We start from the raw sequence: 11540 nt of genomic DNA on the forward strand, positions 1-11540 counted from the left end.
GCGGTCTTGAGCTTGCGGATGATCTGCTCCGCTGTGTGCCTGGTGCGTTTCATGGTCGAATCCCCGGCCCAGTCTGGCCGGATGAGGACTCTCATTCACCCTGGACCGATTGCCGGGGTCCACGTCAATGGCATCTGTTCCACCTGCCGGGTGGAAGTGGTTGAAGGGCTCGATCAGCTCGCGCCGCGCAGTGACGCGGAGGCCTTGATGGCCACCAAGCGCGGCTGGCCTGACCATGTGCGACTGGCCTGCACCACGCGCATCGTGGGTACGGGTCCGGTGACGGTGAAGCGTTTGATCACGCCCCCGGAGGAGAAGAAGCGTCAGCGACGGCTGGAGAGGCAGGAAGGCCTCGGTCAGATCCGTTCCCTGGCCGTGTTGTTCGCCGACATGCGCAACTTCACGCCCATTACGGAATCCTCCTCCGCGTTTGATGTGATCTATATCCTCAACCGTTATTTCACCGCCCTCAAGCAGGTGATTGTCAAACACGGAGGCCAGGTCAATCTCTTTGTGGGCGACGAGATCAGTGCCGTGTTTGGGCTGGAGACCGACCCGCGGTTGGCTTGTCGCCAGGCCGTGGATGCCGGCCTGGAGATGTTGGAACGCATCCAGGTGCTCTCCAGAGTGGTTGAACAGGATTTCGGGGTGCCCTTGAGCATCGGTGTTGGCATTCACGTGGGCCCGGTGATTGTGGGCAAGGTGGGGCCCAGCGACGACCTGCGGTTTGGCCTCGTCGGCGACACGGTGAACATCGCCAGTCGCCTGGAAGGGCAGACCAAGCTGCTGCAATCTCCCCTGCTGGTCTCCCAGGCGGTTGCCGAGCAGCTCATCGACCCCTATGGGCTCCGGATCGGTCCAGCCCAGGAGGTGGAGCTCAAGGGGGTCGAGGGCATGTTTGTGGTGCGTGCGATCGAAGCCGACGGCTCCATTGACGCCCTGCAGCAGCTGGTCGCGGAGTCCTGAAGGGTGCCGGGATCCCGGTAAGGGCGATCCGCCAGCTGCTGCTGAGCTGGTGGCAGGAGCACGGCCGCCACACCATCCCCTGGAAGCTCCAACCTGATGGCCGCCTGCCGGCCGATGGCGAGAGCCTCGATCCCTACTCGATCTGGTGCGCCGAGGTGATGCTGCAGCAAACCCAGCTGCAGGTGGTGCTGCCCTACTGGCAGCGCTGGATGGCCCGGTTCCCCCGCCTGGAGGCCCTGGCGGCGGCCGAGGAGCACGACGTGCTGTTGCTCTGGCAGGGCCTGGGCTACTACGCCCGGGCCCGGCGGCTCCACCAGGGCGCCCAGGTGTTGCTCGACGCCGCTCGCCCTGCCACCGACCCCTGGCCGCGGGATCTGGAGGGCTGGCTGGCCCTGCCGGGCATCGGCCGCAGCACCGCCGGCAGCATCCTCTCCTCGGCGTTTGACCGGCCCCATCCGATCCTCGATGGCAACGTCAAGCGGGTGCTGGCGCGGCTGATCGCGAGCCCCCGGCCGCCGGCGCGGGAGCTCGCCGGGCTGTGGCAGCTGAGCGAGACGTTGCTCGATCCGCAGCGGCCCCGAGCCTTCAACCAGGCTCTGATGGACCTGGGCGCCACCGTCTGCACCCCTCGAAACCCCCGCTGCGGCGTCTGTCCTTGGCAGGGGCACTGCGCTGCCTACGCTGCCGGCGACCCCGCCGCCTACCCCGTGAAGGACGCCCCCCGCGACCTGCCGTTCCAGGTGATCGGCGTGGGGGTGGTGCGCAACGCGGCCGGCGAGGTGCTGATCGATCAGCGCCTCAATGAGGGCCTACTGGGCGGCCTCTGGGAATTCCCCGGCGGCAAGCAGGAGCCCGGCGAGGCGATCGAGGCCACGATCTGCCGCGAGCTCCAGGAGGAGCTGGCGATCGCGGTGGAGGTGGGCGAGGAGTTGATCACGCTCGAGCACGCCTATAGCCACAAGAAGCTGCGCTTTGTGGTGCACCTGTGCACCTGGCTGGCTGGTGAGCCCCAGCCTCTGGCGTCCCAGCAGGTGCGCTGGGTGCGGCCCGAGCAGCTGGGGGAGTTTCCCTTCCCCGCCGCGAACGCGCGGATCATTGCTGCCCTGCTGGAGCGGTTGGCTGTTTCTGACGCCCAGGCCGGCTGAGTTCAGGAGTGGGCCAACTCTGCTCGCATCCGGTCGGCCATCTCCTGGCTGTTGAGGGGTTTGGCAATGAAATAGCCCTGAAAGCTGTCGCATCCCAGTTCTTGGAGCAGATGCAACTGGGCCTCGCTTTCCACCCCTTCGGCCACCGTCTGCAGGTTGAGTTGGCGGGCAATGAGCAGGATGGATTCCACCAGCTGTCGATCCTTGCCGTTGTTGGGAAGCTGTTGCACAAAGCTCTTGTCGACTTTTACGAACTGGACAGGGAAGGTCTGCAGGATCTGCAGGCAGGAGTAGCCCGTGCCGAAATCATCGATGGCCAGTCGAAAGCCCGCATCCACCACATCCTTCAGCTGTTGGAGAGCCAGCTCCCGATTGCCTAGGAGTGCGGTTTCGGTGATCTCCAAATCCAGCTGATCCGGTGTGATGCCATGGCGTTGGCAGGCCTCCAGCAGCTCCTCCACGAGCGCCGGGTCCTGGGCCGTGGGCTCCAGCTGCACTGCGGAGAGGTTGATCGCCAGCCGCGGCGGTTTCAGGCCCTGCTGAATCCATTGGCTCAGTTGGGTGCAGGCCGTTTCCAGCACCCAGTGATTCATGGCTCTGATCTGACCGGTTTGCTCCGCGATTGGAATGAAGACATCCGGTTTCATGCTGCGGCCGTCTGGCAGGGACCAGCGCAGGAGGACCTCAGCAGCGATCCATCGACCCCAGCGATCCACTTGGGGTTGATACACGAGAGTGAAGGCCTTGCTCTCGATCGCGAGGTCGAGACTCTTTTCCAGCTGCAGTCGCCAATCGATCGCCTGGCTGATCTGGTTGGTGTATAGGCAATAACCGCCTGGGCCCAGGCGCTTGGCTTCCATCAGGGCGGTGTTGGCTTGTTGCAAGAGTTGCTTGGCACAGTTGGCTCCGTTGGGATGCACGGCGGTTCCAGCACTGGCGGTGAGGCGCAGTCGACGCTCACGGCGCTCGAAGAAGATGTGCTGGAGCCTTTCCTGCCAACGCCGTACCGCAGCTTCGGTCTGGGTGGCCATGCCAGCTTCGTCGTGAGCTGGAGCCGCGCCGGTTCCGCTCCCGGCTTCTGAGAGGCGGGCTTCTGAGAGCCGTGCTTCTGGGTAGAGCACCAGGAGGAATTCATCGGCCTCGAGGCGGGCCAGCCAGGCTCCGGCGGGCAGTTGCCCCTGCAGCATGAGGGCTACTTGCTGAAGAACGGCATTGCCCGAGTCCTGGCCAAAGCTGTCGTTGATGGATTGAAAACGGTCAATATCCAGGTTGATCACAGCCAGCTTTTCCTGGGGATTGCGATCCAGAATCCGTTGCAGCCACTGCTCGGTTGCCCGGCGATTGGGAAGTTGCGTGAGGCTGTCTTCCAGGAGTAGTTGCATGACTTCCGTGATCTCGGTCATCACCCCTTCGGTGATGATCAAACCATCACGATGTCGATAAAGCCTGGAGCGCACCTCGTGCCAGCCCCACTGACCATCTGCATTGCGCGCCCTAAAGCGGTTGCTTCTGAACGATTGAACCTTGCCTAGGGGAAAATCCTGGGCACATCTCTCGAGGTGCGTCTGGATGTAGGAGACCATCTCGGGCTGGTCTTCGGGGTGAAGCTGGCGCAAGAGATCGCTTAAGTAGGCTTCGGCGGAGCCTGTCGCCCAAACCTCAGCCCTTGTGAAGTGGGTGTAGCAAGCGTCCGGATGGGTCCGGTTATAGGAGCGCATCGCTTCTCCCTCTGGAAAGAGGGCAAAGTTGAAAATATCTACACCGGCTTCCTGGGTGCTCCGAATGAGTTGGATCGCACGGTTCTTCTCGTCTGACTGTGACTGTATCGCTTCGGATTTGGCTTCAGAGTGCGGCAGAGGAAGCGACGACATCAGGCCTGTGATGTGCGAAATCAGCAACGCACCAAGCCATTGTGCATCTGGAAGGCAAGTTCGCAACAGCGTGTGATTTTTTGGCCAACTTTCTTGCCGGTCCGCCGAAGCGCCTGCAGCGTAAAGGCAGTGCTGTCGGGGCCTGATGCCCGCCCTCGTTGTGCCCTCGGTGATCGCCTCAGCTGCTCCGGCGCCCCAGGTGCTGTGTCTGGGGGAGGCCCTGGTGGATCGCCTTGGCCCACCCGGAGGGGATCCGGCCACGGCTCCGCCGGAGCAGCTCGACGACCGCCTCGGCGGAGCCCCCGCCAATGGGGCCTGCGCCCTGGCCCGGCTGGGCACGCCGGTGGCCTTTGTGGGCCGTCTGGGCCGCGATGGCATCGGCCAGGCGTTTGGCCAGCTGTTTGCCGAGCGGGGGGTCGACACCACCGCCCTTCAGTGGGATGGGGCCAGGCCCAGCCGCATCGTGCTGGTGCGCCGCGATGCCGCGGGCGATCGCCAGTTCGGCGGCTTTGCGGGGGATCGGGGCGAAGGGTTTGCGGATCAGGCGCTCGATGCCACCGAGCTGGCGGCCGCACTCGGGCCCCTGCTGGCGGCGGCCCGCTGGTTGCTGGTGGGCACCATTCCCCTCGCGTCGCCCGCTGCGGCGTCAGCCCTGGGGCTCGCTTGCCGTCAGGCCGCGGCGGCCGGCGTGCCCCTGGCCCTCGACATCAACTGGCGTCCCACCTTCTGGGATCCGGCGGCCGATCCCCGCAGCGGTCCCACGGCGGCCCAGGTTGCCGTCATGGAGCCCCTGCTGCACCAGGCCGCCCTGATCAAGTGCGCCCGGGAGGAGGCGGAGTGGTTGTTCGGCAGCAGCGACCCGGCGGTGGTGAGCGCGTCCCTGCCCCAGCACCCCGGGGTGGTGGTGAGCGATGGCGGTGCGCCGCTGCGCTGGTGGCTGCACGGCGAGCCGGGCGAGCTGCCCGCCTTTGCGGTGCCGGTCGTCGACACCACCGGGGCCGGCGATGCCTTCACCGCTGGTCTGTTGCATGGGCTGGCCGGACCGCCCCAGCCCCTCAAGCCGCTGATGCGCTTTGCCAGTGCCTGCGGGGCCCTGGTGTGCCAGGGGGCCGGCGCCATCGATCCCCAACCCAACGCCGCCCAGGTGCGGGCCTTTCTGGCGGCCTGCCCCGAAGCCTGATCAGCGGGGCTCGATCAGGGCAAGCCGGCGGCCGGCATCAGGATCCGTGGGGTCGGCCAGTTCCAGCTGGAGCTGCCAGCAGCCGGCGGGCAGGACGCTGAGGCGCTCGGGCCATTCCACCGCCAGCAGGGCGCCCAGGGCCTGGGCTTCCTCCTCTTCCTGGGCGAACAGCTCATCGGCCGCGGCGGCCAGCTCCAGCCGGTAGAGGTCGAGATGCACCAGCCCGCCGGCATGGGGTAACGGGTAGTGCTGGGCCAGGGCGAAGGTGGGGCTGGTGATCGGCTCGGTGATGCCCAGGCCGGCGGCGAGGCCCTGCACCAGGCAGGTTTTGCCGGCGCCCAGATCGCCTCGTAGCAGCAGGGTGCTGCCGGGGGGGAGGCGCTGGGCCAGCTGCCGCCCGAAGGCGTGGGTGGCGGCCGCATCGGCGAGGAGGTGGGTCACGGGTGCGGGATCGCGGGGCTCAGGACCTGCCTGTAGATTGCCCCTTCAGCGAGCCCGAAGCCTCGGCGTCTCCGCAGATATTTCCCAACCACGCCCTCCCAGCCGGGAGCGAGCCGTACCCCCAGCGAGACAACCCAATGGTGGCCACCCCCACTGCTCCTGCGCTGCAGAGCACCAGCACCTACGTGATCGCCGATCTCGGCCTGGCCGACTTCGGCCGCAAGGAGATCGCCATCGCCGAAACCGAGATGCCCGGCCTGATGGCCCTGCGGCAGAAGTTCGGCGCTGAGCAGCCCCTCAAGGGCGCCCGCATCGCGGGTTCCCTGCACATGACGATTCAGACGGCCGTTCTGATCGAAACCCTGGTGGCCCTCGGCGCTGAGGTGCGCTGGGCCAGCTGCAACATCTTCTCCACCCAGGATCACGCCGCCGCGGCGATTGCGGCTGCGAACATCCCCGTGTTTGCCTACAAGGGCGAAACCCTCGATGAGTACTGGGCCTTCACCCACCGCATCCTCGAGTGGGGCGATGGCGGCACGCCCAACATGATCCTCGACGACGGCGGCGATGCCACCGGTCTGGTGGTGCTGGGCACCAAGGCGGAGCAGGATCTCTCCGTTCTCGACAACCCCTCCAACGAGGAGGAAACCGCCCTCTTCAACAGCATTCGCCAGAAACTGGCGGCCCAGCCTGGCTTCTATTCCCGCATCTACGCCGCCATCCAGGGCGTCACCGAGGAGACCACCACGGGTGTGGCTCGCCTCTACCAGATGCAGAAGAGCGGCGAGCTGCCCTTCCCGGCGATCAACGTCAACGACTCGGTCACCAAGAGCAAGTTCGACAACCTCTACGGCTGCCGCGAATCGCTGGTGGACAGCATCAAGCGCGCCACCGACGTGATGGTGGCCGGCAAGGTGGCCCTGGTGCTGGGCTACGGCGACGTGGGCAAGGGTTCGGCCCAGTCACTGCGGGGCCTTGGTGCCACGGTGATGATCGCTGAGATCGACCCGATCTGTGCCCTGCAGGCGGCCATGGAGGGCTACCGCGTGGTGCGCCTCGACGAGGTGGTGCGCGATGTGGACATCTTCGTGACGGCCACCGGCAACTTCAAGGTGATCCGCCACGAGCACCTGATCCAGATGAAGGATCAGGCGATCGTGTGCAACATCGGCCACTTCGACAACGAGATCGATGTGGCGTCGCTGAAGCAGTACCCCTGGGACAACATCAAGCCCCAAGTGGATCACATCCTGCTGCCCAGCGGCAACAAGATCATCCTGCTGGCCGAGGGCCGCTTGGTGAACCTGGGCTGCGCCACCGGCCACCCCAGCTTCGTGATGAGCAACTCCTTCACCAACCAGGTGCTGGCCCAGATCGAGCTGTTCACCAAGGGTGAGCAGTACGAGAAGCAGGTGTACGTGCTGCCCAAGCACCTGGATGAGATGGTGGCTCGCCTCCACCTCGACAAGATCGGCGCCAGGCTCACCGAGCTGTCCCAGGAACAGGCCGATTACATCAACGTGCCGGTGAACGGGCCCTACAAGCTCGAGCACTACCGCTACTGAGGACCAGCCCGATGGGGATCAGCGATCTGGTGCAGCAGCTGCCGCAGCTGATCGGTGCGGCGGTGGAGTCCAACCCCTGGTTGGGCTACGGCGCCATCTTTGCGGCGATGTTCCTCGAGAACCTGTTCCCGCCGATCCCCTCGGAACTGATCATGCCCCTGGGGGGCTTCTACGTGCAGCAGGGCCAATTGGCCCTGCTGCCGGTGGTGCTGGCCGGGCTGTTGGGCACCGTGCTGGGGGCCCTGCCCTGGTACGGCATTGGCCGGCTGATCAATGAACAGCGCATTGAGCAGTGGCTCGAGCGCCATGGGCGCTGGATCGGCATCAGCCCCCAGGAGTTGCACCGCAGTCGGGATTGGTTTTCACGCCACGGCACGGCCCTGGTGTTCTGGGGCCGGTTGGTGCCGGGCATCCGCACCCTGATTTCCGTGCCAGCGGGGATCGAGATGATGCCGCTGGCTCCGTTTTTGTTGTGGACCACCGCCGGCAGCCTGATCTGGACCCTGCTGCTCACCTGCGCGGGGCTGGCCCTGGGTGAGGGCTACACCAACGTGGAGCTCTGGATCGAGCCGGTGGCCAAGGTGGTCAAGGTGCTGCTGGTGTTGGCCGTGGTCGCTGGCCTGGTGTGGCTGGGGCTGCGCACCTGGAAGAAGCGCAACAGCTCCCACTGACCGAGGCCCTGGCCTCAGAAGGGCACTTCCTCCTCGCTGGGGGCTCCGCCACCAAAGCCGCCGCTGCCCATGCCACCGCCTTCGGCGTCGCGTTTGGAGCCGAGCAGTTCGAGCCGGTCGACCCGGATCACGGGCTTGGTGCGCTCTTCGCCGCTGGCCCGGTCGGTCCAGCGGTCGAGCTTGAAGCTGCCGATGATGCCCACCAGGGCTCCCTTGCGCACGTAGTCAGCCGCCACCTGGGCCTGCTTGCCCCAGATCTCCAGGTTGAACCAGTCGGGTTCGTCGCCGGAGCTGCGGCGGTTGACGGCGAGGGTGAGGTTGGCGACCACGCTCCCCGATTCGAAATAACGGACTTCTGGGTCGCGGCCGGCCCGGCCGACGAGGGTGATGGAATTCACGCCCATGGCGATGTCTCCTGTGCTGATGGATCAATGATGCGGCACCCGGTTGGGTTGCCACCTCCCATCAGTTCCACCGTTCGGGCCGTCTGTAACACCCTCCTATGATTCGGCCCTTGCAGGCCGGTCGTCCGTGTTCTTCCGTCGTTTTCAGTTCTCGCGTGATATCGGGATCGATCTGGGCACCGCGAACACCCTGATTTTCGTGTCCGGTAAGGGCATCGTGCTGCAGGAGCCTTCCGTGGTGGCCCTCGATCTCGAGAAGGGTGTGCCCCTGGCCGTGGGCGATGAGGCCAAGATGATGCTCGGCCGCACCCCTGGCAACATCCGGGCCGTGAGGCCGCTGCGCGATGGCGTGATCGCCGACTTCGACGCGGCGGAGCAGATGATCAAGACCTTCATCCAGAAGGCCAACGAGGGACGGGGCATCGTGGCTCCCCGGCTGGTGATCGGCATCCCCAGCGGTGTCACCGGCGTCGAGCGCCGGGCGGTGCGGGAGGCCGGGCTGGCCGGTGCCCGCGAGGTGCACCTGATCGATGAGCCCGTGGCGGCGGCGATCGGCGCTGGCCTGCCCGTCACGGAGGCGGTGGGCACGATGATTGTCGACATCGGCGGCGGCACCACCGAAGTAGCGGTGCTGAGCCTGGGCGGCACGGTGCTGAGCGAGTCGGTGCGGGTGGCCGGCGACGAACTCAGCGATGCCATCGGCGTCTACCTCAAGAAGGTGCACAACCTGGTGGTGGGCGAACGCACTGCGGAGGACATCAAGATCCGCATCGGCTCCGCCTTCCCCGACGACGCCCACGACAACACCTCGATGGACGTGCGGGGTCTGCACCTGCTCTCCGGTCTGCCCCGCACCATCAATGTGCGGGCCGGTGACATCCGCGAAGCCATGGCCGAGCCCCTCAACGTGATCGTGGAGGCGGTGAAGCGCACCCTGGAGCGCACCCCGCCCGAGCTGGCGGCCGACATCGTGGATCGCGGCATCATGTTGGCCGGGGGCGGCGCCCAGGTGCGCGGCATCACCGACCTGATCAGCCACGAAACCGGCATCCTCACCCACGTGGCCGAGGATCCTCTCTTGTGTGTGGTGAACGGCTGCGGCATGGTCCTCGAGGACTACAAGCGGCTGCAGCGCGTGCTCGACACCCCTGACTTTGTGCGTCAGACCGCCTGATCGCGATGCAGGCCGGCCGCAGGCTCCGCCTTCCCGCCCTGCGGGTGGTTCTTCAGGCCTGGCCCTGGGGCCTGCTCCTGCTGGCCCTCGTGGGGGTTCGGCTCAGCAAGGGGGCGGGCTTCAGTGATGCCTATGCCCTGGTCAGCCGGCCCTTCTGGCCCGGCAGCGCCCAGGGTGAGTGGATTCGCAGTGCCCAGAGCCTCAATGACCAGAGCCGGCTGCGTCAGCTCGAGGTCGACAACCGCCGCCTGCGCGGATTGCTGGAGTTGCAGGGCCGTGGCGGCCGGGAGGTGGCAGCGCCGGTGATTTCGCGGCAGGCCGGGGGGTGGTGGCAGCAGCTGGTGATCGGCGGCGGGGAGCTCCAGGGCCTTCGACCGGGCTTGCCGGTGCTGGCGCCCGGCGGGCTGCTCGGTCGGGTGGCGAGCGTGACGCCCACCACCGCCACCGTGGCCCTGCTCACCGATCCCGGCAGCCGTGTGGGCGTCTGGGTGGGGCGCACCCAGCGCCATGGCCTGCTCACAGGGATCGGCACCAGCCGGCCCGTGCTGCGCTTTCTGGAGAAGGATCCGGGCGTGCGCCCCGGCGATGTGGTGGTGACCTCACCAGCCAGCACCCTGGTGCCGCCCAATCTCACTGTTGGCGTGATCCAGTCGGTCGATGACCGGGCCGTTCCGGCCACCGAGGCCGTGGTGCAGCTCAGCGCCCCGGTCGAAGCGGTCGACTGGGTGCAGGTGCGGCTGCCGTGAATCGTTTGGCCCGCCATGGGTGGTGTCTGGCCACGGCCCTGGTGGTGCCCTGGCTGGTGCTGGCCTCGCCGGGGCCGCTGAAGCTGGCGGGGGTGGCCCCGGCCTGGCCGGTGCTGTGGCTGCTGCCCTGGGCCCTGGTGGATGGCCCGCTCTCCGGGGCCCTGGCTGGCGCGGGCCTGGGCCTGCTGCTCGACGGGCTCCATCTCGGCCCGATCACGGAAATTCCCGCCCTGGCCCTGTTGGGGTGGTGGTGGGGCCGGCTGGGGCGCCAGGGGCCGCCGATCGAGCGCAGTTTCAATTTGGGTTTGCTGGCCCTGCTCGGCACGGCCCTGCTCGGGGCCAGCCTGATCCTGCAGGGCCTCCTGCTTGGTTGGTCGGCTGCGGAGGCGTGGCTGCCGGCACCCGCCCTGCATACCTGGCTGGCCCAGACCCTGCTCACGGGCCTGCTGGCACCGCTGCTGTGCTCCCTGCAGCTGCTGCTCTGGCGCCAGCAAACCTCCGGCGGGCGAGGCTGAGCCGATGGCACACGAGCAGGGCCGGCGACGCTTTCTCCAACTGCTCGGTGGCGGCTCTGCCGCCGCCCTGCTGGCGGGGGGCCTGGGCAGCTGCGGCCGATCCGGTGGCAACTCCGGCGAGCGGGTGCTGAACTTCTGGACCCTGGATCTGGCTCCCAAGTTCAACGGTTATCTCCAGGGCCTGATTGCCGCCTGGGAGCGCCAGAACCCGGGGATCCGGGTGCGCTGGACCGATGTGCCCTGGAGCTCGGTGGAGCGCAAGTTGCTGGCGGCCGTGTTCGCCCGCACCGCACCCGACCTGGTCAACCTCAATCCGCCCTTTGCCGCCAACCTGGCCAGCAAGGGCGGGCTGCGCGATCTGAGCACCGTGCTGCCCGCCGGGGCCGCCGAGGCCTACCTGCCGGCGATCTGGGAGGCGGGTCGCGAACAAGTCGGCCGGCCAGGGGAGGGTGGTTCAGGCCCGGGTGCAGCGCAGCAGTTCGCCATCCCCTGGTATCTGACGGCCCGGATCACCATGGCCAATCGCCGTCTGTTGGAGCGGGCGGGTTACGGCGCGCCCCCCAGCCACTGGGACGAGGTGCCTGCGTTTGCCGAAGCGGTGCACCGCCGCACGGGCCGCTACGCCCTGTTTGTGACCGTGGTGCCCGACGACTCGGCCGAGCTGCTGGAAACCCTGGTGCAGATGGGGGTGCAGTTGCTGGATGGGGACCATCGGGCCGCTTTCAACAGCGAGGCGGGCCGGCGCGCCTTTGCCTTCTGGAGCGACCTCTACCGGCGCGGCCTGCTGCCGCGGGAGGTGGTGAGCCAGGGCTACCGGCGGGCGATCGAGCTCTATCAGTCGGGGGATCTGGCCCAGGTGGCC

12 protein-coding genes are annotated in these 11540 nt (G+C 67.1%); 9 read left to right on the top strand and 3 right to left on the bottom strand.

Annotated elements, in window-relative coordinates; all coding sequences use genetic code 11:
- Positions 1-81: 81 nt before the first annotated feature.
- A complete protein-coding gene (locus tag KBY71_RS12565; protein WP_254929238.1) occupies positions 82-966 on the top strand; it encodes an adenylate/guanylate cyclase domain-containing protein in 885 nt (294 codons plus the stop codon).
- A complete protein-coding gene (gene mutY, locus KBY71_RS12570) occupies positions 963-2111 on the top strand; it encodes an A/G-specific adenine glycosylase (RefSeq protein WP_254929249.1) in 1149 nt (382 codons plus the stop codon). Before KBY71_RS12565 ends, mutY begins: the two co-directional genes overlap by 4 nt.
- 2 nt (positions 2112-2113) lie before the next feature.
- Here mutY and KBY71_RS15150 read toward each other — a convergent pair whose 3' ends face one another.
- Positions 2114-4243, bottom strand: coding sequence for a bifunctional diguanylate cyclase/phosphodiesterase (locus KBY71_RS15150; protein WP_254929239.1), 2130 nt, complete (start codon positions 4241-4243; stop codon positions 2114-2116).
- On the opposite strand from KBY71_RS15150, the gene KBY71_RS12580 reads away from it, so the two are divergent.
- Complete coding sequence (locus tag KBY71_RS12580; protein ID WP_254929240.1) at positions 4128-5162, top strand: carbohydrate kinase; 1035 nt, start codon at positions 4128-4130, stop codon at positions 5160-5162. The two genes, KBY71_RS15150 and KBY71_RS12580, sit on opposite strands and share 116 nt — an antisense overlap.
- Here the strand turns inward: KBY71_RS12580 and tsaE are convergent, their stop codons facing one another.
- Positions 5163-5603 carry a tRNA (adenosine(37)-N6)-threonylcarbamoyltransferase complex ATPase subunit type 1 TsaE gene (tsaE, locus tag KBY71_RS12585; RefSeq protein ID WP_254929241.1) on the bottom strand — a complete coding sequence of 147 codons (441 nt, stop codon included), beginning with the start codon at positions 5601-5603 and terminating at the stop codon, positions 5163-5165.
- A gap of 137 nt (positions 5604-5740) precedes the next feature.
- On the opposite strand from tsaE, the gene ahcY reads away from it, so the two are divergent.
- A complete protein-coding gene (gene ahcY / locus KBY71_RS12590; RefSeq protein ID WP_254929242.1) occupies positions 5741-7168 on the top strand; it encodes an adenosylhomocysteinase in 1428 nt (475 codons plus the stop codon).
- An 11-nt stretch (positions 7169-7179) separates the two neighbouring features.
- The gene (locus tag KBY71_RS12595; protein ID WP_254929243.1) at positions 7180-7839 is read left to right on the top strand and encodes a DedA family protein; all 660 of its coding nucleotides are present in this window, start codon (positions 7180-7182) and stop codon (positions 7837-7839) included.
- A gap of 14 nt (positions 7840-7853) precedes the next feature.
- Here the strand turns inward: KBY71_RS12595 and KBY71_RS12600 are convergent, their stop codons facing one another.
- Entirely contained in the window at positions 7854-8243 is a 390-nt protein-coding gene (locus tag KBY71_RS12600; RefSeq protein ID WP_254929244.1) for a single-stranded DNA-binding protein, read from the bottom strand.
- A 127-nt stretch (positions 8244-8370) separates the two neighbouring features.
- On the opposite strand from KBY71_RS12600, the gene KBY71_RS12605 reads away from it, so the two are divergent.
- The 4 genes from KBY71_RS12605 to KBY71_RS12620 form a co-directional block, all read left to right on the top strand.
- Positions 8371-9417 carry a rod shape-determining protein gene (locus KBY71_RS12605; protein WP_254929245.1) on the top strand — a complete coding sequence of 349 codons (1047 nt, stop codon included), beginning with the start codon at positions 8371-8373 and terminating at the stop codon, positions 9415-9417.
- A gap of 5 nt (positions 9418-9422) precedes the next feature.
- Entirely contained in the window at positions 9423-10163 is a 741-nt protein-coding gene (gene mreC / locus KBY71_RS12610; protein ID WP_254929246.1) for a rod shape-determining protein MreC, read from the top strand.
- Positions 10160-10678, top strand: coding sequence for a rod shape-determining protein MreD (locus KBY71_RS12615; RefSeq protein WP_254929247.1), 519 nt, complete (start codon positions 10160-10162; stop codon positions 10676-10678). The genes mreC and KBY71_RS12615 overlap by 4 nt, the downstream gene beginning before the upstream one ends.
- Positions 10679-10682: 4 nt before the next feature.
- Positions 10683-11540: ABC transporter substrate-binding protein (locus KBY71_RS12620; protein WP_254929248.1), on the top strand; the 858-nt coding region annotated here is incomplete at its 3' end.

Source organism: Cyanobium sp. T1B-Tous, assembly GCF_024345475.1.
Classification (GTDB): Bacteria; Cyanobacteriota; Cyanobacteriia; order PCC-6307; family Cyanobiaceae; genus Cyanobium_A.

Bases quoted from the DNA above. Each gene is read 5' to 3' on its own strand.
- KBY71_RS12580 (WP_254929240.1), top strand. From the start codon at position 4,128: ATGCCCGCCCTCGTTGTGCCCTCGGTGATCGCCTCAGCTGCTCCGGCG.
- KBY71_RS12565 (WP_254929238.1), top strand. From the start codon at position 82: ATGAGGACTCTCATTCACCCTGGACCGATTGCCGGGGTCCACGTCAAT.
- ahcY (WP_254929242.1), top strand. From the start codon at position 5,741: ATGGTGGCCACCCCCACTGCTCCTGCGCTGCAGAGCACCAGCACCTAC.
- KBY71_RS12600 (WP_254929244.1), bottom strand. From the start codon at position 8,243: ATGGGCGTGAATTCCATCACCCTCGTCGGCCGGGCCGGCCGCGACCCA.
- KBY71_RS12595 (WP_254929243.1), top strand. From the start codon at position 7,180: ATGGGGATCAGCGATCTGGTGCAGCAGCTGCCGCAGCTGATCGGTGCG.
- mreC (WP_254929246.1), top strand. From the start codon at position 9,423: ATGCAGGCCGGCCGCAGGCTCCGCCTTCCCGCCCTGCGGGTGGTTCTT.